Source organism: Oleiphilus sp. HI0067 (genome assembly GCF_001635735.1).
On record NZ_LWFI01000723.1, the window covers coordinates 1 to 708 of the forward strand.

1 protein-coding gene is annotated in these 708 nt (G+C 48.4%); it reads left to right on the forward strand.

The features are described 5' to 3' along the window. Nucleotides 1–25: 25 nt before the first annotated feature. The coding region (locus A3739_RS08045) for an FtsW/RodA/SpoVE family cell cycle protein (protein WP_197472192.1) at nt 26–708 on the forward strand (683 nt) is incomplete at its 3' end.

The following is a 708-nucleotide window of genomic DNA, read 5'->3' on the forward strand; positions in this document are numbered from 1 at the left end:
AGTGAGAGGAGATTTCTTGCGGCATATGCCGGGCGCGGATGCGAGTCTCGGTAAAGGGAAGTCGTTCTTTTACCGCCTGCATATCGACCCAATATTGCTTGGTCTTTTGTTAGCTTTGGTTGGCTTTGGTTTAGTGATCTTGTATAGCGCTGGTGGTGAGCGTTGGGCTTATGTAGAGCGCCAGGGGATCAGATTTTTGGCTGCGTTCGGTGTAATGTTCGTAGTAGCGCAGTTCGAGCCTAGTTTCTATAAACGTTGGTCTGTCGTGCTGTTTGTTCTGGGTGTTATCGCCTTATTAGGTGTGATGTTTTTTGGTGTCGGTGCAAAGGGGGCTCAGCGCTGGCTTCAACTGCCTGGCTTGCCGCGCTTTCAGCCTTCTGAGTTAATGAAGCTGATTGTGCCTATGATGGCGGCGTGGTATTTGTCTAGTCGTTATCTTCCTCCGAGTTTCAGAGATGTTTTTGTAACGCTCGTGCTGATCTTCGTGCCCGTGTTGTTAATTGTGCAGCAACCAGATTTGGGTACCTCGATATTAATTGCTTCGTCGGGCTTGTTCGTTATTTTATTTGCGGGCATATCATGGAAGGTAGTTGCTGGATTTGGAGCAATTGTCGCGTCCTGTTTGCCTGTTATGTGGCATTTTGTCATGCGTGATTACCAGAAGCAGCGTGTATTGACGTTTCTTGATCCCGAAAGCGACCCACTTGG